Origin of the sequence: uncultured Polaribacter sp., from assembly GCF_947503875.1 — a bacterium.
Lineage (GTDB): Bacteria > Bacteroidota > Bacteroidia > Flavobacteriales > Flavobacteriaceae > Polaribacter.
In genome coordinates this window covers 12,997-33,778 of the sequence record NZ_CANNFH010000002.1, presented here as the reverse complement: position 1 = coordinate 33,778, position 20,782 = coordinate 12,997, and the positions used below count along the sequence as shown (strand labels likewise).

The 20,782-nt window shown below is 32.4% G+C and carries 12 protein-coding genes; all 12 read right to left on the bottom strand.

Translation table 11 applies throughout. The features are described from left to right. The gene (locus Q0684_RS02685; RefSeq protein ID WP_299012496.1) at positions 1-2,211 is read right to left on the bottom strand and encodes a BNR-4 repeat-containing protein; all 2,211 of its coding nucleotides are present in this window, start codon (positions 2,209-2,211) and stop codon (positions 1-3) included. Between the two features lie 210 nt (positions 2,212-2,421). Continuing rightward, on the bottom strand, positions 2,422-3,306 hold the full coding sequence (locus Q0684_RS02680; protein ID WP_299012495.1) for a T9SS type A sorting domain-containing protein: 885 nt from the start codon (positions 3,304-3,306) through the stop codon (positions 2,422-2,424). 148 nt (positions 3,307-3,454) lie between these two features. After that, on the bottom strand, positions 3,455-4,393 hold the full coding sequence (locus Q0684_RS02675; RefSeq protein WP_299012494.1) for a T9SS type A sorting domain-containing protein: 939 nt from the start codon (positions 4,391-4,393) through the stop codon (positions 3,455-3,457). Between the two features lie 423 nt (positions 4,394-4,816). Beyond that, entirely contained in the window at positions 4,817-5,944 is a 1,128-nt protein-coding gene (locus tag Q0684_RS02670; protein WP_299012493.1) for a DUF5627 domain-containing protein, read from the bottom strand. 38 nt (positions 5,945-5,982) lie between these two features. Then, complete coding sequence (locus Q0684_RS02665) at positions 5,983-7,710, bottom strand: RagB/SusD family nutrient uptake outer membrane protein (protein ID WP_299012492.1); 1,728 nt, start codon at positions 7,708-7,710, stop codon at positions 5,983-5,985. Between the two features lie 27 nt (positions 7,711-7,737). Further along, entirely contained in the window at positions 7,738-10,773 is a 3,036-nt protein-coding gene (locus Q0684_RS02660; RefSeq protein ID WP_299012491.1) for a SusC/RagA family TonB-linked outer membrane protein, read from the bottom strand. Positions 10,774-10,812: 39 nt separating this feature from the next. Beyond that, positions 10,813-12,675: a RagB/SusD family nutrient uptake outer membrane protein gene (locus Q0684_RS02655; protein ID WP_299012490.1), complete on the bottom strand. Its 1,863-nt coding sequence runs from the start codon at positions 12,673-12,675 to the stop codon at positions 10,813-10,815. A gap of 12 nt (positions 12,676-12,687) precedes the next feature. Next, positions 12,688-15,822, bottom strand: coding sequence for a TonB-dependent receptor (locus Q0684_RS02650; protein ID WP_299012489.1), 3,135 nt, complete (start codon positions 15,820-15,822; stop codon positions 12,688-12,690). A gap of 397 nt (positions 15,823-16,219) precedes the next feature. Then, on the bottom strand, positions 16,220-17,065 hold the full coding sequence (locus Q0684_RS02645) for a DMT family transporter (RefSeq protein WP_299012488.1): 846 nt from the start codon (positions 17,063-17,065) through the stop codon (positions 16,220-16,222). Between the two features lie 436 nt (positions 17,066-17,501). Then, a complete protein-coding gene (locus Q0684_RS02640; RefSeq protein ID WP_299012487.1) occupies positions 17,502-17,669 on the bottom strand; it encodes a hypothetical protein in 168 nt (55 codons plus the stop codon). Between the two features lie 3 nt (positions 17,670-17,672). Continuing rightward, complete coding sequence (locus Q0684_RS02635) at positions 17,673-19,058, bottom strand: hypothetical protein (protein ID WP_299012486.1); 1,386 nt, start codon at positions 19,056-19,058, stop codon at positions 17,673-17,675. A gap of 541 nt (positions 19,059-19,599) precedes the next feature. Then, complete coding sequence (locus Q0684_RS02630) at positions 19,600-20,748, bottom strand: alpha-hydroxy acid oxidase (RefSeq protein ID WP_299012485.1); 1,149 nt, start codon at positions 20,746-20,748, stop codon at positions 19,600-19,602. Between the last annotated feature and the right edge of the window lie 34 nt (positions 20,749-20,782).

Sequence of the window (20,782 nt, the reverse complement as noted above, 5' to 3'; positions counted from 1 at the left end):
TTATTTCTTTATTACTTTAACAAATACTGGTTTACTTGAGTTTACTTTTACAAAATACATGCCTTTAGGACGATTTTGTAAATCTAATTGTACCTTCCCATTAGTTACTTGATACGTTTTAGCAACTAATAAACGTGATTGCACATTATAAATTTCTATAGCTATAGTAGTTATATCATTGGGAATAAACAATTCAAAAAGACCATTAGAAGGATTAGGGTATGCTTTAACATCTTCTAATAAATTAATAGTTTTAGACATTTCTCCTTGGCAAGCTTCTTTGCTTTTAACCTGAATAGTATCTCCATTATTTACAGGTACAGAGAAATTGGTTTGGTTGGTCTCCAATATTTTTATTCCATTTTTAATAACTGTATATGGTGCTGTACCTGATGCCACTGAAACTTGTGCAGCACGCTTACTCACGTCTATTTTTGCAGACAAAGTTGCTGCCTCTTCTATACTTACTTGGTAACAACTAGTATGATCTTTCCCTACAACATCAATACAAATATCATAAGTACCAGGACTTAAATTTTCTATAGTGGTATTCTTAGTAAATTCATACGCTACATTGTTAATAGTTGCCATATAACTATGGGTTGCAGCAGCATTAATAATTAAGGAACCATTTTCTGCATTTGCACAGGTTTCTCCAAGCGCTTGAATTGTAAAGTTTGAAGGTAAAGTAGGATCTGTAGCTGGTATGTCTAAATCTATAACTTGCAAATACAAAGGCCTTGCACTACTAGTTCCTCTTTCTAATAAAAAGTAATATAGCTTTCCATCGTTAATATATACTCTACCATTCTCAAACCTTTTACCAGAAGTAGCCTCATAAACAGTTGTAAAATTATTAGTTCCTCCTGCTGCTTTTTCTATAGACACTCTATTATTTTTTAAACCAATAAGAAAGATGCTTTCTCCAGAGGTATAAATTGCAGAGCCACCAGAAAAATCTTCTGAAGTAATAAAATCTGTTGCACCTGCGGGTTTATAAGTATGTAAATTTTTAGTGATGTTATTTTGAGTGTCTCTTACTTTACTTATAATATGTACGTCTTCATTTTCTGTTACGGTCCAATCAAAACCATCTACAATACGTACTTTATTTTGTTGTGTCGTTGGCACATAATCTCCAGGTTCCATTACTTTTATCTTATCAGCATCAAAAAGTGGCACAGAAAAAGGTTCACCAGAATGATTTTTCCAACTGTCTGAGCCATCTTGATTATCTGAATACGCATAATATACTCCATTTTGGAACACATATTTATCGTTATTGTCTCCAGACCTACGCTGAAAACCTATTCTAATTTTACCGTTTACATATTTTATGGTTCCATAAAGCCCCCAGTTGTGTTCTATGCCAGATTGTCTTCTAGCATTTAATACATTAAAATTGGTAAAATTTGACCAAGTTGACGTATTTGCATCGTATTTTGTGAACTTATAAGCTCCGTTATTATTTCCTCCTTCGCGTATGTACATCAACAATTCGTTTGCATCATTTATAAAAAAACGTGGGTAGGTTAATGCTTGGTATTTTGCATATTCTTCAACAGGGAAACCTGGTCTACCACTATTTAATGATAAATGCCTGTATGTACCTGGTGCATTTGGTTTTTCTATAAACTTATCAATTGTAAACTCGTCATCTGGTAATAATGCTGCATTTTTTACTGAATAAGAATACCTAAAATAGTCTTTACTAAAACTACCGTCTCTAGGTCTTGTTCTGCTGTAAGCATGCATATCATATAATAAATGGATAGAACCATCTATTGGACTTACAGCAACTGAGATATAATTGTGAGATTCTCCTAACCACCATTGGTTGATATAGCCTGTATGTCTGTGAGGAAATTCTATAGTAACAATATTACCCGTAATTAAGTTGTAACGCGAAAGCATCACATTTCTTTCCATTTTACCTCCTTTATACCAAGTCAAAAAAATGTAGTTCCCATATTTCTGAACAGAATCTCCATCTGTTCTTGCTGAAATTGCCCTACCAAAAACAAAATCGTAAGAATCTGGGTTGCCATTATTAGTAGTAAGACTTCTATCTATTTGTCGGCCATTAAAATGTAAACCAATATCTGTAATTTTCACTTCCTTTTCTAAAGTTACTTGAGAAAAAGAATTATAGCTTATTAACAGAAAGATAAGCAGTAGCGAAAACCCTTTATTTTTAATAATTTTAGTCATAATGCATAAATTAAGTAATGCTCTAAAAATAAAATTAAAAAGCGTAATGTTTATCTTGTAGTGTCTGTTTAGAAAATGTTAAATTGTAAAAAATGAAGTTCTTGCTTTTATTTTTTTCAAAATAAATGATTTTTTTAAACAAAAAAATCATTCTATCTTTTTAAGGATAGAATGATTTCTCGTAAAAATAGTGTTTGATGTACTAAAAGATTATTGCTTAATCACCTTTTTAGTTAATCTCTCTCCATTATTTCCATTAATTTCTACAATGTATAAACCAGTAGATAAAGAGTTAATGTTAATGTTGATTTCTCCATTTGCGTTGTTAACTGTTTTCGATAATACTTTTTTACCTAATACAGAATAAAGAGAAACTTCTTTTACTTTAGAAGTAGCACCTTTAATAGTTAATTGGTCATTACTAGAAGTAAATACAGTGAATGCATCTAAACCAAAAGTATTTACACTTGCTGTAGCAGCTTCTATCAACTTAAATCTAAGTGCATAAGCAGATCCATCTAGCTGAATTGTCGCATCCTTTTCAACTGTTACACCTAATCTGATTGCGTTATTTGCTGATTCCCAAGGCGTACCCTCTCTACTACCTTGAAGAAAAATTGTATTTTGGCCTGCTAACTCACTATTTTTAGTAAAGTCAGGCTCAGACTGATGAAACTTTCTAAATTGCCATGCAGATTGCTCAGAATCTAACCCAGTACTAGTACCAACTATTACATCTGGTGTAGCATCGGTATTAACATCTGCTTTTAAAACCCCAATATTAGGAACTGCAGAAGTAATATAAGAATAAGCGTTGCCATCTTGATCAAGCGTTGGATGATTACTAGTAATAACCCAAAGTTGAGCAGGATTATCACCAGTCATTTCTGAAGTCCATACAGCTTTAAGCTCATTGTTTACTGTTAAAAAAAGTTCTTCACCACCAATTTGTTCTAATAATTTAATTTTCCAAGTTCCAGGTGTTGCTGCATTAAAAAAACCGTAACCACCAGCATCTAGGTCACCAACTTGTCCTTGTACTTGAGATACAAATGTAATTAAAGTTATTACTAATAATAATGTAATTTTTTTCATAAGATAAAATTTAATTTAATTAATATAGAATAATATTACGTAAACATATTTTTTTAAGTATCCTGCACAATCCTGAATATATAAAAAAAATCGATATATTCTTTTAAGCAAGACAACATATCGATTTAAAAAAATTAGTTATTTCTATTTATTCTTTTATAACTTTCTTAGTAAAAGAACCATTGTCTCCTGTTAATTTTACAAGATACATACCACTTGTTAATCCACTAACATCTACATCTAAAGTAGACTGTGCTGTAACTTTTCTTGATAACACTTGCTGACCTAGAACTGAATACACAGTTACTTGCTTTACATTATCAGTAATACCTTTTACACTTAAAGTGTTTTTTACAGGGTTTGCAATAAAAATAGAACTCACATCAAATTGCTCGTTACTTAACACCTGTTCTCCTGTTTCAGTTTCAAAAACAAATTGCTCTATTCTTGGTCTAGCTCCATCTAAAGCACCTAAATCTACAGTATGAAAATTTAACCATTCATAATTTGTATCAGGCTGAATAGCTCTATTAGGTTGTGATGCAGCTCCAATAGTAGCCGCGTTAATTAATTGATAAGATGATTCATTATCGTCTTGAGATGCCTCAACAACTATAAATTTCGCCACATCTTCGTCATAAGGAAAAGCATTCCCTCTAATTCTTGTTCTACTTGATGCTATACCTATTTCATTTAATTCTAAAACACCGTTTCCGTTTCCTGCTCCTTCAAATTTGCTCACAATATTATAAATTTGATTCATTTGCCCTGATTCTGCAGGATACTCTACAGTTTGTCCAACAAGCTCTACAAACGCAAAAAGCTGAAGATCTGGATTATCTGTATTTAATGGTGTTAAAGGTAAAGCGTTTTTACCTGGATCAATGGTTGCATAAACAAATTGATCAACAAATGGAGGCACTTTTTCTTCACCATCTTTTACTGCCGTGTTATATTCGTCAGGTGATGCTAATGCTGTTCTTAATTTGTAGAAAGTTTTTGATTGAAAATCCACCTGTGCGTGTACTTGAAAAGCGAAAGCACATAATGCCAAGGTCAATAAATTTTTAAATGTAATTTTTTTCATAATTATATATTTATTAGATTATTCGATAAATATATACCAATAAAATTATAAATGTATCCTGCACAATACTGTATTTTTTTTTAATTCTATTCTATTACAACACACTTACTATTAGCACCTTACATTATCCTGTAAATTTATTTATAACCTCGAATAGAAAAAGATGAAAACAATAATAACCAACACAACATAAAGAGTTATAATTGAACAATAAAATATTTAGTGTATCTTTTTCTAATTGCGCACAAAAATAGATTCATGTTACACAATTCTTTTTGAAAAACCTTATTTTTTGTAGTAAACAATATCTATTGCTATTGTAAAAAGAAAAACCTTTCATTATGAGTATAATGAAAGGTTTTAATACCTAATATATAGTTAAAAATATTATATACAATGAAATATTGCTTATAAATTATCTTACTATCTCTCTAAATTAACAGTAAATTCTTCAAATCTAACATCTCTATTTCTCATAACCAAAGTATCTCTTACAGTATGCAGTAAATCCACTGTTGTTTCTGATCTTACAGTTCCAAAAAATATGTCTTGCACTACTTCTACATCTCTGTATTCGTACTCTAAATAAATTACATTACGTGGCTCACCACCCCATTCATCACCATCTTCTAACCATCTTCCAGTTCCAGTTACTACAAGAGGTTCATCCTCTGCACTAGACACTGTAATGTCACCATTATCGTTAAAATCTAGAATTAACGAAACTTCTGCATTACTTGCAATATTACCTCTTCTAACACGGTTAAAAACCTGTGCCTTACTTCGTCCTTTAGTAACTACTGGAGCTAGTTCATCTTGTACAACAAATTCTGCACGATAAACAGATGTGGTGTCAATTGGGGTAGTTTCTGGTGTACCCGAAAAATCATTGAAAACTGAGGTTCCTACAATTCTATCTGCTCCACGACGTAAATGAACTCCGCTGTATTTATTTATAAATTTAATACCAAAAAGTGTATAATCTTTAGGAGCAGGATTCCAATCCGCATCATTTATTCTAATAGGATTATCAACAATAGGAATGCCTGTTAAAAGCGAATCTAAGTTTTGGATTTGTGTAATTCTTAATGGAATCACGTAATGCGCCTCTCCAAAAGGAGCGTACGACAACGGGTCATCAAAAAATGCATCATTTAACTGAATTCCTATACGACCATCTGTAGAACCAGACGGGATTATCACAGGACTTTCTTGCTCTATCGTATAATAAGATGATGGCAGTGCTTGTACATTAACCGTGTCTACACCTAATAAACTAGCGTCAATTAATTCTGGTGCAAGTTCAAAGCTAACACTTCTATCCTCTCTGTTTTCTACAACACCAGACATTACCACACCAATCTCAAAACGACCTTGATTATCATTGTCATTGAATCCTAAGTCGAAATCTCCCTGAACTATCGTTCTTACAGGGGTTTGAAAAGGAAAAAACACAGACTGCGTGTCAAAATCTTCAAAAACAGTTTCTTGATTCTCGCAAGACAAAAAACCGAGTACTATTATAAATACTGCAATTAATTTAATTTTCATTTCTTTGTTTTTATATTATAATTATTTCTCTAATTAAATTACCAACCGCTATTTTGTTCAATTGCCGGAAACTTAAAAATCTCGTCATTTGGTATTGGCAAATAATTAGCATTCGCTGGATAATTTCTTGCTTCCACAGAAGGAATCTCAATATAATTATTTCCATCGAAAAAATTACCTCTTACAGTTTCATTTAAAGGAGCTTGCCATCTTCTAAGATCCCAAAATCTATGACCTTCAAAACTTAATTCTAAACGTCTTTCATTTCTAATTAGCTGGCGCATATCATCTTGCGTAGTAATTGAGTTTGTTAAATAAAGATCTGGCTGAGTAATACCTGCTCTTTCGCGTATTGCTGCAATTACATTTCTAGCTGACATACCATTAAAACTTACATCTGGACCACCTACTTCATTTGCCGCCTCTGCGAATATTAAAAATAATTCTGTATATCTTAGGTAAACATCAAAATTTCTTTGATCTACAGTAGTATTATCATTATTAATTCTAACATCTGGTCTTAATAGTTTTTTAAGATAATAGCCCGTAGTTGTAGATCTTTCTGGGATAGAATCAAGTCTATCAATACCACCACCAAAACCTGTATTAATAGTACCACCTCCAAAAGAAGAACCGTTTACTACTACAAATTTCTCTAATCTTGGATCTCTGTTAGCAAAAGGATTTTGAGGGTCAAAACCATTGGCTTGCGTAGCAGGGAAACCATTAAGCATAGGAAAGGCATTTACAAAGTTTTCTGAAGGATTAATTTCTCCTCTACCATTTACAGATGGTGGAAACATTCTTCTTTCTAGACCAGAATTAGGCCCTTCTATATTCCCTCTAAATACAGCTTCATCAACATTTCTTTCTGAGATATAAAACTCAACTCCATTAGGATTAAGACCTCCTAAACCGCCGTTTAAATCTAATACTTCACTAGCATTATCTATTGCCATTTGGTAAAGATCTTGGTCATTTAAGTAACCAGGACTCGCTGCAAATAATGCAACCCTAGCTTTAAGCGCCTTTACTATTCTTCCTGAAATACGTAGGTTATAACGAGATCCATTAGCCACATCGTATTGTAAAAAACTGTCTCCCACAAAATCTGCATATATAGGATCTAAGTTACTCTCGCTTAAACCATAATCTGTTGGTAATAAAGTTAAAGATTCGTCAAAATCATTTAAGATTGCTTCAACAGTCTCTCTAAAAGGTAATCTTGGTAAATTAAAATCTCCATCCGCCTCAATAAATTCGGTATAATATGGAACGCCTAATAACTGACCAGATGTTCCTACACCTGCATGCGCTTGAAGGATATAAAAGTGATGTAACGCTCTTAATGCAAGGGCTTCACCCTTAAGACGTTTGTTAAACAAGTCACTAATTACTTCATCTCTATTCCATTCAATTTCTGCAGCATCTACAATTTCCAAAAATCGATTTAAAAAGAAAACATTTTGGTAATTATTCCAACGAGACGTAGGATTAAATTGAGCATTTAACTCTCCAAGTACCATACGTTTTAAACCATTATTCAACTGATTGTTTACAGCGTCATCAGTAGCTGCTTCAGTAAAAGAATATTGATCTACTAAACGTGAGTAACCTTGCAAAAGCAAACCTTCCGCTGATGCTGGATCGCTGCTTACAAACTCAAAATCTAACCTATTTTCATCAATAGGTTCTAAGAAGTCTTCACAAGCTATTAAGCCTGTAAAAAGCAACATAGCTAACAAATATTTTGTATAATTTTTCATTCTATTTATCTAAATTTTCTATTTATATTAAAATGATATTCTTGCTCCAAATGTGTAAGCCTTTGTTTGTGGTATCCCTCCAATATTTAATTGGCGAATCTCTCTATTCTTTGAGATTTCAAGAATATTGTTTCCTTGTAGGTTTAAACTTAAATCTCTAGCCCCAATAGATTTACAAACATTATCTGAAAACTCATAAGTTAATTGAATACGATTTAGTCTAAAGAAACTATTGTCATATAACCAAAACGTAGAATTTCTAAAGTTATTTTGGTTTGCAACAGAAGATAGTCTTGGAAACGTAGCTGTATCAGCAGTCTCTGGTGTCCAACGACCTAAAACAACCTCAGAATATTTATCATTACCATCTACTCTAAAGTAATTGTTTGATCTGTTAGCAACAGCACCTGTTTGTGCAGTTCCCAGTAAAAATAAATTTAAATTTTTATATTTTAAATTTAAATTTAGACCGTAAGTCCATGGACTACTACCTTGTCCAATTGCCACTTGATCATCGTTATCAATTATATTATCACCATTTTGATCTGCATATCTCAGATCTCCAGGTTGAACAGCTCCAAAATTAGGGACAGGTAAGTTGCTATTTAAAATAAAATTACCATCTACATCTTGTGTAAAATCAGCCTCCGTATAAAAACCTTGATCTTCTAGCCCAAAAATTGTAGACAATTCTGTACCCACTCTGTTTTGATATTCAAACTCATTTATCTCAGATCTTTTTAAAGCCTCTGTTTGGCTGTATAATACGTTAGCGCCAACTGCTATAGAAAAATCATTAAAAGATTTATTGAAATTTGCACCCAATTCAAAACCAGTAAATAAATTACTATTAAAGTTATCTCTAGGTCTAAATGTGTTGAAAAAAGAAGGGTATTGCGCATTTAAAAAACCTAATTGTTTGTCTAACTCAGATCTAAAATAGTTAAAATCTAAGAAAAGAGAATTCATTAATTGTGCTTCAAACCCTAAGTTTAAATCAATTCTTTCTTCGAAAGTCATGTTAGGATTTGCCCCTTGTGTAATATTCTGTCTACGGTTAGAACTACGATCGTCATCCCAAGTAAAATTAGAACCACTAGTGTAATTTTCTTGATATAAGAAATAACCATTAATTCCGGCGTCAGATTTAATAATACCACCTGTAGCCTTTAATTTTAAATAGTTAATAAATTTGTTGTCCTTTAAAAAAGGCTCTTCACTTAAAATATAAGCTATACCTGCTGTTGGTGAAAAACCACCTCTATTACCCTCTGGTAATTTAATAGAGTGCGCAAAAGCACCGCTAAAATCTACAAATAACTTTTTCTTATAATCATAAGTTGCTTGAAAACCTATATGAGCATCTTTATCGGTTTGCAGCACATTATTACTTTTTTGAGTGTTGTAATATGCCAATAATGTAGAATTAATTGAATGGTCCTTAGCAAATGTTTTCTTGTAGTTTAATAAACCATAAAACGCTAATCTAGATACAAAATCATTTGTACCTACACGTTCTATTTGATCCCTTTCATTAACACCAAATTCCGTTAAACCAACAATTCTATCATTTTCCCATTCTGGTTCGTACACAATATAATCGTTTCGAACAAATTCTCTGTAAGAATCAAAAAAATCGAAACTTAAATATGTTTTTGCTGTTAATCCTTCGGTAATTGCAGATAAGTCAAAATTAATTGTATTGTTAAACTGCGTTACACGAAAAACATTCTCTTGAGTACCACCTGCAATAGCTTCCGCAACAGGTGTGTTGTTTTGAAATTGTTGAGAAGTACCTAATAAGAAACCATTAAAAGACTGCGCTGCACCAAGAATATCAATAAGATCTGATCCTGGTCTGGCATTAACGTCTAATAAACTAATTGGTAATAATGGTGCATAATCATTAGGTCTAAATGTAGTACCTGCGTTAAGTAAACTAGAAAAAGCACTTTTATTAGAGTCTAAGATCGCAATACCATCAATACTACTTGTAATCCAATCATTTACCCTAAAATCTATATTTCCTCTAATGTTAAAACGGTTTCTTCCTTTATTTGCCTCTGGGCTTATACTTTCCCAAGATTCTTCTCTATTCCAACCTGCATTCACATAATATTGAGATTTTTCGTTACCACCAGAAAACTCCGTAATTACATTAAATGTGTTGATAAGTGGTTTGATGAACTCACTAGAATAAAAATCGGTATCGGGAAATTGAAAAGGATTGTTACCGCTTCTTGTATTTGCAATAACGTCGTTTGAAAATTGAGTAGGTTGACCGTCATTAGTTAACGCCTCATTAAACAACTCCATATAATCTGCTGAACCTAAATAATTTGGAAGCTCTAAAGGCATTCTAAATCCAGTAAGTACATTTACATTAAATTCTTTTTTGTTTACTTGTCCACGTTTGGTATTTATAACGATTACACCATTTCTACCTTGACTACCATATAAAGCAACAGCATTAGCATCTCTAAGCACCGTAATTTGCTCTACCTCCTCCATGTTTAAAAAGTTAGGATTACGTCCAAATACACCATCAATTACAAAAATAGCATTTCCTAACCCCCTAACATTTGAAGAACCTCTAACTCCTAACATTAAACCATTAATATAGTTTCTAACAAACTGGGTATTATCAAAAGTTAATCTTTCTTCAGGTCTGATACTAGAGACCGCCCCAATAATTTCTCTTCTGTCTTTTGTGGTTACACCCATTTTAATTTCATCCTTTTCGGAAGCTAGAAAAATAGATTTTTTTAAGGTTATCTTATCACTAATATTTGCAAAGGAAATCAATGCTGAATCATATCCCTCTTTTTGTATCACTAAAGAACCACTATCTGTTAATGCAATCTTAAATTTACCATTTAAATTGGTTGAAGCTTCTCTTCCTTTAGGTCCAAAAATAGCTGCATCATTTAAAGGATTTCCTTGCTCATCTACCACAATTGCAGACACTTCAGTATCATTTGATTGTGCTCTTAGCATATTACTAGAGCATAACATAGTAATACAAACTATAGCAAATAACCTATATATCTTATTTATTTTCATTGTTTTTTTCTTTATTATTTTAATAAGAATTATTGAAGCTTACCAACCTGGGTTTTGAGGAAAGCCTTCATAAAATTGAGTTTGATTTGCTTGAAAAGGTAACCAATATTGTTTTGGGTATTCACAAACCCTAGTAGTTAAAACACGTTCACTAAAGAAAGTATAACTTCTATCAAAATCTAAGGCTGTTTTAACCTTATATTTATCCAAGTGCGCTACTCCCCATCTTCTAATATCTACCCATCTATGTGCCTCTAAAGATAATTCTATAGCTCTTTGCCTTCTAATTTCGTCCATAAATAAATTATTATCGGCTACAATGGCAGGATGTACGTTTGGCACGTTTACTCTACCACGAATTTCATTAATAATTTGTTCTGCAGTCTTAGGGTAAGAAGCCGGTGCTGTTCTTGCGCCTTGTGCAACGTGTAAAGCCTCTGCATACATTAGATACACATCTGTAACTCTCATATGGTAACGTCTACCATTAAACTGGTTGAACAGACCGTTTGCATTTGTTGCCAAATCTCCATTATCATCTACTGGTAAAAACTTTTTATGCAAATATCCTGTAATGGATGCGTTTGCAGCTCTGTCACGACCAGGTCTACCAGAACCGTTGTCTGAAAAAAGTTGAAAATTTCTAGAAGCATTAACTCTATCTCCATCAACAATTATCCACTTATAAAAACGTGGATCTCTATTATCAAAAGGCCTTGAAGGATTGTAAGTTGTTGGACCATAAGCACCACTTAAATCTTCTTCTATAGACAAACCATTTGCCATACCAAAATTATTGTGTATGTAATTGTGCGTAATATTACTTACTGCACCACCTGCTATACCATGAACTGTTCTTGGTATACCCGTAACCATAAAACGTCTATTTTCTACTATATTACCTCCTGGCGAGCCAAAAACCATCTCTCTTGAACCTGCAGTAATAGCAGGCCACATGTTACCATTTGGCGTTCTCCAAAAAACTGCTTCTAAGTCCGCTTCTGATGCAAAGTCATAAAGACCTTGGTCTACTAACTTCAAAAATTCTGCAAATGCATCTGTAGCCATTTGAGCTAATTCAACATCATATTGATAAGTGTCTATACCTGGTCTGTTATTAAAGAACATTAATGGACTTGCAGCTAACAATAAGTTTTTACCTTGAAAGGCATAAGCTGTACCTTTTGTAAGTCTTGCTTGATTGTTACCAAATGTTCTTTGACCATAAGGCTCGTTATCCCAATTTAAAGGTAATAATTCAATTGCTCTTTTATAATCTTCATTGATTGAAAGTGCCGCTTCTCTGTAAGTCTCTGGTCTTGGAATAGTAATTTCTCCTGAAAAAACCTCCTGAATATGAGGAAAGCGCCCCCAAAACTTCATAATTTCATTGTGAAAAAATGCTCTAAAGAAATAAGCCTGACCTAAAATTACGTTTCTTTCTTGTTGTGTAAGATTTACTAATAAATCCTCATTTTCTATAACAATATTCGCTTTACGAATACCATCCATACTTCCTCTCCAAACACGAGGCCTACCTCTAGCAGTTTGATGTGTTGTATTCCCTAAAGTACCACCGGTTCTTACATTTTTACCAAGATAACTTAAGGTATTTCTAAACCAAAAATCTAAAGTACCTGCATCTATTTGACCACTTGCTTTCCATTGTTGAGGATGATAAGAATCATCACCAAACATATAGTCTTGGAATGTATGACCTGCAGTTCCATAATCTACTACTAAAGCATACATTTCTTCAACAAAACCCTGTGTATTCTCAAAATTATCGAATACATCTTCTACAGATATTTCTACTTCAGGCGCTATGTCTAAGTAATCCTCACAAGAGAATGTAAATAAGAACCCGAATGATAATACTATTATTTTAAAATATTTTTTCATTGTTCGTATTTTTTAAAAATTCAAATTAAACCCTAAATTAAACCTCCTAAGTGTAGGATAGTCACCTCTAAAACTAGCATCTGCTGTTATATTACCGTTAAACTCTCTATCATCAGGTAAATCTGTCCATAAAAACAAATTTGTACCATTAACAAAAAGATTTAAAGAACTTACTCCAAGATTCTTACAAATCTTTTTTGGAATATCATAAGACATAGACACGTTTCTAAGCCTTACTAAAGAAGCGTCAAAGAAATTTTGTCTTCCATTAGTAGAACCTTGCGGTAAATTAAAGTCTGGCTGCACATTAGTTGCATTTGGATTATCTTTTGTCCAAAAGTTTAAGTCTTGTGTAAAGAAAACATCTGTTTGGTTGTTAAATGTTCTACTAGCCAAACTTCTGTTTGTGTTTTGCGTCCCATAAAGTTGAGCTGAAAAATTAAACCCTTTGTAACGCATTCCTAAAGTAGCGTTCCAAGTTCTTTGTGGTCTGGTTGGGAATCCAAAAGGTACGTTATCAAAATTGTTATCATAAGCACCACTACCGTCATAATCTATTAAATTGTAGTAACCAATTCTTACAGATTCTTGTCCGTTTATCCTAGGTGTAGAACTATAAACATCATCCCAATTGGTAATAATTTCACCTGGAATACCAGATCTCGGTTGCCCTATTGTAAAACCAGCTGCTTTCTGATAATCTGGCGCTAACGCCGGATCTTCTCTATTAATTACTACGTCTTTTGCTTCGGTAAAAAAGAAACTACCGAAAACATTTAAATCATTGGCAAAAGTATAATTGGCATTAACTACAAGTTCATAACCTCTTACCTCAACTGCACCTAAGTTAAATGGCGGAGGTGAAGTACCAAACCATTCTGGAACTGCTCTTTGATTTTCTGGTATTAATATATTATCTCTGTTTTCACCAAAATAATCAAATTCTAACGAAACTAAATTATTAAATAAACCAACCTCTGCAGCAATATTATATTTTACTGCTGTTTCCCATTGTAAATTAGGGTTACCTACTCTAGTTTCATTTAAGAATACGTAAGAATCTCTACTACCGTATTCATTTGGATTTAAATATGTTGTGCCTCCTTGAGAAAAATTAGCTTGATATGCAAATCTCCTACCACCTTGATCGTCTCCAATTAAACCATAAGAACCTCTAAACTTTAACTTGTTTACCCATTCTACGTTTTCCATGAATGATTCGTTAGAAACAGTCCATCCTGCACCAACTGCTGGAAAGAAATCAAATCTAAAACCAGGTCCAAATTTTTCTGATCCGTTATACGCACCACTTACATCTAAAAAATATCTTTTATCGTAATCGTATGTTACTCTTGACACCCAATCTTCACGGTGTATATCAAATTGCTGATTACCCGTAGCGAATTCTCTACGTCTTAACAAGAATAAACCCGTAACATTATGCTTATCTGCAAAAGTATTCGCATAATTTAAAGAAAAATCATATAATAAGTTACGATACCTACTACCGTCTGTAATTTGCGAAGGGCCTACAGTCCAAGGAAAAGGTACGAAAGCGAAGTCATTTACACCCAAAGGGCTTTCAAAAAACTCTACACCATTTGAATCAAAAATACGATAAATTACGTTTTCTTGCCCATCTCCTCCCGGATCATTTAAGCTTTGTCTACTTACAGATCTACTATCTACAGATACACGACTTTCAAATTTTAATCCCTTTGTAATAAAATCTAAGTTTTGTTTTAGGATAACATCTGTATTAATTTCAAAAGTTGTGAACCTATTAAATCCTGTATTTGTTAAACTAACTATTGGATTAGTAAGCCCAAATAAATCTAACTCGTCACGTCCAAAAGTTCCATCGTCATAAACAGGAGTATAAGCGTTTGGTGCAATTTCGTAGATACCATTAGTTACTACATTTAAGTTTGCCGGCGCTTCTCTTGTACCTAAATAACCTCCTAAATTAACCGAAATTTCTGTAGTTTTAGATATGTTAAAATCTATATTGGTTCTATAATTAAACCTATCATATTTAAATTCACCTAAATATCCTTTACCATTATCATATCTAGATCCATCAAAGATATCATTTACAGTCTGGTAAGCTAAACTACCAAAATATTTGGCATTATCACCACCACCTCTTACAGATAAGTTAATTCTGTAATCTTGTGCAAAATCTTTTAATGTTTCATCTCTCCAATTAATATTAGGATACAAAGGGTCGTTAGGTCTTAAAAACCTTTCAGCAACCTCTAAAGGACGATAAAAATCCCAAGATTCTGGAACATATGGCAACTCTCTAAGAATAGCTGAATTTGCCTGCAGAATCGCATCATAAGAATCTAACTTTTCTGGTAATTTTGAAATTGTTTTAATTGCCGTATTAAAGTTTAAAGACAATTTTGCTTTACCCTTCTTACCTCTTTTGGTTGTTAATAAAATAACTCCGTTTGCACCCTGTACACCAAAAACTGCCGTAGCAGAAGCATCTTTAAGTACAGAAACACTTTCAATATCATTAAAATCTATATCTGTAATTGTTCTTGGCACACCATCAACAAGTATTAATGGCTGACCACCACCATTCCAAGAAGCTTGCCCACGAATAAAAATCTGCATATCTGATTGACCTGGTATACCACTACCTTGTATAGCAGTTACCCCTGGTAAATTACCTTGCAAAGCTTCTTCTACATTGGTAATACCTCCTGCAGCTGTTTGTAAATCTGCACCTGTAATTTGTGTAATTGCTCCAACTACACTTTCTTTCTTTTGTGTACCATAACCCACAACTACAATTTCATCTAAGTTCTCAGACGCTTCTTCGATTGTGATATTAATAGTTGTTTTACCATTAACTGGAATTTCTACTTTTTTGTAACCTAAATAAGAAAAAACCAATGTTTTTTCTCCTGTAGTAAGCGTAATAGAATATTTACCATCAAAATCTGTAGAAGTACCTCTAGTAGTTCCTTTTTGAATAACACTTACACCAGGTAAAGTAATACCATCAACATCTTTAACAACACCAGTAATCTTTTCTTGAGCCTGTGCATTAAAAGATATGAAACCTATAAACACAAGTAAAAGCGTAAGCTTTAAACCCAATGACAGATTTCTTTTTTTTAAATTTTGTTTCATGTTTACAATAAATTATTTTTTGGATTAACTATTATGTTAAGAGTATCTTAAAAATATAACACAATATTACAAACAAGAGACTTTCTCTGTATCCTGTACTGTACTGAATATGTATATTATTTTACCCTTTTTGTATATAAATTTAATAAATTTTAAACTCAACCGTGTGTTTTTAAATAAAAAACCGACTCTAAATCAGTTGTTTAAAACTTTAAAGCAATTTACAATTGCCGAAACAAAAATTCTAAATTTTAAATACTTGAAAAGATATATGGTCTAAATATAACTAGATTTTTGTTAAAATTTAAACATTTTAACATTTTTATTGGTCTTATACGCAATACTATTAACAATAAAAGTAATACGAGATAGCTTTTAAATTAGCGCTATTTTTGACTTACAAATTTGTTTTCTGTTTGATATAAATGTTATAAATTAAGCCTGATAGAATTAGTAGAATTCCTAAAAGTGTCCACCAGTTATAAACATCTCCAAACCATAAAGTTCCAATAATTATGGTAATGATTACTTCTAAATATTTTATAGGTGCCACTAAATTAGTTTCTGCCAGTTGAAACGCCTTGGTCATATATAACTGACCAAAATAACCAAAAACACCTGTACTTATAAATAAAACCCATTGCATAGGTGTTGGCTGTTCCCAATACCTAAGACACATTAATCCGCCAAATAAAAATGCCATTAACATAAAGTAATTAATAATTACCAAAGGATGTTCTGTATTGCCTATTTTACGAATAACGACAAAAATAATTCCCAAAAAAACAGCAGATAAAATAACAAAAAACACTCCAATCAATTCTACATCTGCCCCAAAACCTTTAATAATTAGCACCCCTAAAAAGGCAATAAAAAACAAGAACCATTGAATGGGTTTTATTTTTTCTTTAAGAAAGAAAAGCGCAAAAACAGCTGCAAATATTGGCGCTGTATAGCGCAAGGAAACTGCTGTACCAATGCTTAAATAATTTAAAGATTGGAAAAAGCAGGTTAAAGATATTACACCTGTTATTCCTCTTATAATCAACCATTTTTTATGGGTACCCCAAAAAGGTACTTTTTGTTTTAATACTAAAGGTACTGTAAACAACAAAGTTCCTACAGATCTAAAAAAAACAACTTGGTACACGTTAAAAGTACTTAAATATTTTACAACAGAACCCATGAATGCAAATGCAATTGCACTAAAAATCATGTATAAAATAGCTTTGTTCTGTTTCATTTAAGGTGACGCAAATATAACTGAATAAATTACGAGCACCTCTAAAAAAGTATCAAATATAGTATTTACGGAAAAATGGTTGCTTAATATAATGTAACACAATGCAGATACAATATTTACGCTACCTATATTGGATAACACTGCTGAAGAAACTATGCTTTTAAACCGAAACAAAATAATTTGTATTTCAGATTCATGCTCCTACTAAAAACCTATAATTTTTAAAATCGAAATAGTAATAAACCTTATATGTTTTTCACAAAAAAGTGAATTACCAAAAGATAATTCACTTTATAAAAATTTTATTTCCTAGTATTATCTATCTACTAATTCAAATAGTAGCCTATACTATAACATATCATTAAAATATGGATAACATTCTTGCTGACAACTTATAAAAAATAAGAAATGTGCAAAAAGCATCATTATCAAATATCTAATCTTCTTTCATCCAAAAAGGTGTTACTACAAACCACAAAACTGTGCCTACTAACGTCAATATCTTCAACTCACTTGCATCTATTGTACCTAAGAATAAAAGTAAACTAGCTAAAAGTATTAAGCCTCCTATAGCCACAGCACTTATTAATTTTAATATTTTCATAATTTATGATTTTTGAAGTTTCATTATTAGCACATACAACACACTAGAAGCAATCCAACAAGGTATTACTGCATAAGCAGGAAATAAGCCTTTTGCAAAGATGAAATACAAGCCTAGTGTTACTGGAAGTACCCAAGCTAATAAAACAGCCGCATTAAAACCAGTACCTTTTTCAACTGCATAATCTTGTTTGAAATTCATTTTTTTAGCCAAATAATGATTCACAAATATAACACCACCCATAGGTCCTAAAATAGTACCATAGAAACCTACAAAGTCTAATAATTTACCAGAAAGTGCAGGGAAAATACCAGCAGCCGTAGCTACTAGCCCCGCTAAAATTACACCTGAATATGATTTTGCCTTAGATGAAAATAAACTTTGAAAAGCAAGGCCTGCTCTATATATTGTTGGGTTTGCGGTTGTCCAACCTGCTACAATTACACAAATAATACCTGTCCAACCAACTGCACTCCAAGCTAAAGCCCCTGGATTTGCAGAAATATCTCCTGTTAATTTAATTTGTGCTGCTAACATAAATGACGCACAAATCCAAGCCATGTAATGCCCTAAAAACATACCTATAGATGGACCCCAACCTGCTTTAGTATCTTTAGCAAAACGCATAATAGACAAATCAGACATTCCAAAATGCATAGCTGCATTGGCCAGCCAAGCAAATATTACAATTTTCCAAAAACCAAACTCAAGCTTACCATTTATAGATTGAACTACACTAATACTTTGGTCCCATTCTGTTAATAAACTTTTCCATGAATCCACTTCCATTTGAGATAAAGCAGAAATACCACAAGCGGCAAAAACAACAATCATCCAAGGTGCAGCAATATTTGCGAACTTAGAAACCGTATTATAACCAGCAGCCGCAACAATTGTCATTACAATACCAACAATAACCACTATTAAAGAAAACGATGTACTACTTAAACCAAAAATATTTTCTGGTACCGAAAAATTTACATCAAAAGGAACCCCAACTGCACTAGCAGAAACCGTAATCATGGCACCAGCCAAAAAACAAAAGAGCACTCCATTAACAACATTGTATACTTTTACTAAATGTTTACCTGCAATTTTTTCTAATTGATAGTATAAAGTTAATTTACTAGCAACAGCTATTGGCGCTACCAAATACCTCCAGGTAAGAATTGCTAAAATATTACCTATAAGTAAACCAAATATTAGATCTTTTAAACTTGCACCTGCTGCCAAAAACAAAGGTCCAATCATAAATTCTGTTCCTGCAGCATGCTCTCCTGCATACATACCAAGAAAAGATTTCCAGCCTTTTAATTTAGAAGATGGCACTTGTTCTCTTGCAAATTCTCCACCAGAACTTGGTTGTATTTCTACTGATGTTTCACTCATATTTATCTTTTTTTCATTAGTTGTATTGACTTCTATAACCCTCAAATAAAGGCGCAAAAACTAAAGTATGACCCTTGTAGGGTTTCTGCATCCTGCACTATACTGTTTAGTATTTATATTTACTAGTATAAAGTACTATTTGATAATCTAGACTAATGTTAAAAAACGTAAATATTTAAATTAATAGAGATAAATTAAGTTATACTGAAATGGTTAACGTGAGTTAAATATAACTATTAGCGTTTATACTTTTTATGCAGCTAAAAATAAGTTTTTTGTCATTTCAAACAAAACGCAATGTAACTGAGAAATCTCATATTTAATTTGAGATTTCTCCTTAAAACCGAAATGACATTAGTTTTAAATATTACAAGTGGCAACTAACAAACAGTGTTATTTAAATCGAACTCACGCTAACTATGAAACATAATTGCATTTAAAGAATAATAATCTAATGGTAGTAGATAAAATTATAGTACAAAAAAAAGCCTATTCAAACTTAGTTTGAATAGGCTTTTAAAAAACGTTATTTCTTGTCAAATTATTTGATTAAATGGTCTGGAAAATCTGAAGTTTTTTCACAACATAGCTGTTCCATTACTTGTTGTAATTCTGTTTTTAATAATGAAATTGTGTGGTTACCACCCTTTTTACCAAGTGCAGATACGCCATACATAAATGAACGTCCCATGAAGGTGAATTTAGCACCACTTGCCATAGCTCTTGCTACATCTGGTCCAGAACGCACTCCACTATCCATCATTACTTCTATTTGATCTCCATATTTTTCTGCAATAGTTGCTAAAGGTTTTATGGTAGACTGCCCTGCATCTAATTGACGTCCTCCATGATTTGAAACAATAATACCATCTAAACCTAAACGAATTGCTTGTTCTGCATCATATTCTGAAGCTACACCTTTTAGAACAATTTTACCTTTCCACATATCGCGAATTGGTTTAATTTTCTCTTCATTTAACCTACCAGAAAAAGTTTGATCCATAAATTTACCTAATTGTTTTAGGTCTAAATTTTTTGGCATATAAGGAAGCAAATTCGCAAAATTAGGTATACCATGTTTTAGCGTTTGTAAACTCCAATGAGGTCTGCCAAAAGCTTGTAAAATATTAGCTACATTCATTTTTGGTGGCATTGCCAATCCGTTTCTAATATCTCTTGGTCTAAAACCAAAACTAGGCACATCACATAAAATTACTAAAACTGGACACTCTGCTGCAGCTGCTCTATTAATAATATCGTCTCTTAATTTATCTTCTGTTGGATGATATAATTGAAACCAAGCTTTACCTTCTGTTAATTCTGCAGCCCTTTCTATACTTGTAGTGGTAACTGTACTTAAAATAAAAGGGATGTTTTGCTCAAAAGCCGCTTTTGCTAAAATTTCTGGCGAATTTGGCCACATTAAGCCTTGTAAACCAACTGGTGCAACTCCAAAAGGGGCGTCATATTCAATACCAAATAATTTGGTTTTTAAAGACGATCCATGGTGTTTTCTTAGGTAGTTTGGTTTTAATTGTACCTCTCTTAACTCAGATGTATTTCTAATTAAATTTACATCTTCATTACAACCTCCATCTAAATATTCAAATGCAAATTTTGGTATTTTCTTTTGAGCTTTCGCTCTTAAATCGTCTACAGACGGATAACGTGTATCGAAACTTATTGCCATATTTTATTATTCTAAAAACTTTTATCTTTTTTTC

Bases quoted from the DNA above. Each gene is read 5' to 3' on its own strand.
- Q0684_RS02635 (WP_299012486.1), bottom strand. From the start codon at position 19,058: ATGAGTGAAACATCAGTAGAAATACAACCAAGTTCTGGTGGAGAATTT.
- Q0684_RS02640 (WP_299012487.1), bottom strand. From the start codon at position 17,669: ATGAAAATATTAAAATTAATAAGTGCTGTGGCTATAGGAGGCTTAATA.
- Q0684_RS02645 (WP_299012488.1), bottom strand. From the start codon at position 17,065: ATGAAACAGAACAAAGCTATTTTATACATGATTTTTAGTGCAATTGCA.
- Q0684_RS02685 (WP_299012496.1), bottom strand. From the start codon at position 2,211: ATGACTAAAATTATTAAAAATAAAGGGTTTTCGCTACTGCTTATCTTT.
- Q0684_RS02670 (WP_299012493.1), bottom strand. From the start codon at position 5,944: ATGAAAATTAAATTAATTGCAGTATTTATAATAGTACTCGGTTTTTTG.
- Q0684_RS02680 (WP_299012495.1), bottom strand. From the start codon at position 3,306: ATGAAAAAAATTACATTATTATTAGTAATAACTTTAATTACATTTGTA.
- Q0684_RS02660 (WP_299012491.1), bottom strand. From the start codon at position 10,773: ATGAAAATAAATAAGATATATAGGTTATTTGCTATAGTTTGTATTACT.
- Q0684_RS02675 (WP_299012494.1), bottom strand. From the start codon at position 4,393: ATGAAAAAAATTACATTTAAAAATTTATTGACCTTGGCATTATGTGCT.
- Q0684_RS02630 (WP_299012485.1), bottom strand. From the start codon at position 20,748: ATGGCAATAAGTTTCGATACACGTTATCCGTCTGTAGACGATTTAAGA.
- Q0684_RS02650 (WP_299012489.1), bottom strand. From the start codon at position 15,822: ATGAAACAAAATTTAAAAAAAAGAAATCTGTCATTGGGTTTAAAGCTT.
- Q0684_RS02665 (WP_299012492.1), bottom strand. From the start codon at position 7,710: ATGAAAAATTATACAAAATATTTGTTAGCTATGTTGCTTTTTACAGGC.
- Q0684_RS02655 (WP_299012490.1), bottom strand. From the start codon at position 12,675: ATGAAAAAATATTTTAAAATAATAGTATTATCATTCGGGTTCTTATTT.